The sequence below is a fragment of the Oleiphilus sp. HI0043 genome, assembly GCF_001634935.1.
In genome coordinates this window covers 1-605 of the sequence record NZ_LWEY01001873.1, presented here as the reverse complement: position 1 = coordinate 605, position 605 = coordinate 1, and the positions used below count along the sequence as shown (strand labels likewise).

The following is a 605-nucleotide window of genomic DNA, read 5'->3' as shown; positions in this document are numbered from 1 at the left end:
CATCGAGCTGGATATCTCTAAACACGCTGTCAGATAGCACTGGCAACAACGCACTATCAACAAAGGGACGCTTTCAGTTATTCAGTAAAGCGCTGATTGCGGTATTTATTGGTGGCGGTTTAATGCTTGCTCTGGTCACACAGCTAGTGTTACAGCTAGACCCTTGGTACTTGCCACGTTATATGATTCCACTAGCCGGGATGATTTTTGCAACCTCAATGACCAGCATTAGTTTGGCTGGCGAACGTTTACAGGCTGAACTTCGTAGTGGCCATGTTTACGAAACTGCACGGAATACGGCTTTCAACACGGCAATGATTCCAAATATCAATGCAATGTTCGCCGTCGGTCTGGTCTCGCTACCTGGAATGATGACGGGGCAAATACTCTCTGGCGTATCGCCTTTTATTGCCGCTCGCTATCAGATAATGGTGATGTGTATGCTATTTGCCGCTGCAGGGATCTCTTCAGTCATTTTTATGACCTTGAGCCGATCATTATTAGATAAGAAATTGGAGTCAGAGTAAAAACAGCCATTTTTACTCTGACCCCAAATATGGGGAGCTTACTGCATTAAAGGGGAGTCGGACACACTAAAGTCGAAA

General features: G+C 45.5%; 1 protein-coding gene. It reads left to right on the top strand.

The window, feature by feature from the left end; translation table 11 throughout:
• Nucleotides 1-527 (top strand): ABC transporter permease (locus A3729_RS28720; protein WP_068634541.1); only part of this gene is annotated, 527 nt, incomplete at its 5' end.
• Nucleotides 528-605 lie beyond the last annotated feature (78 nt).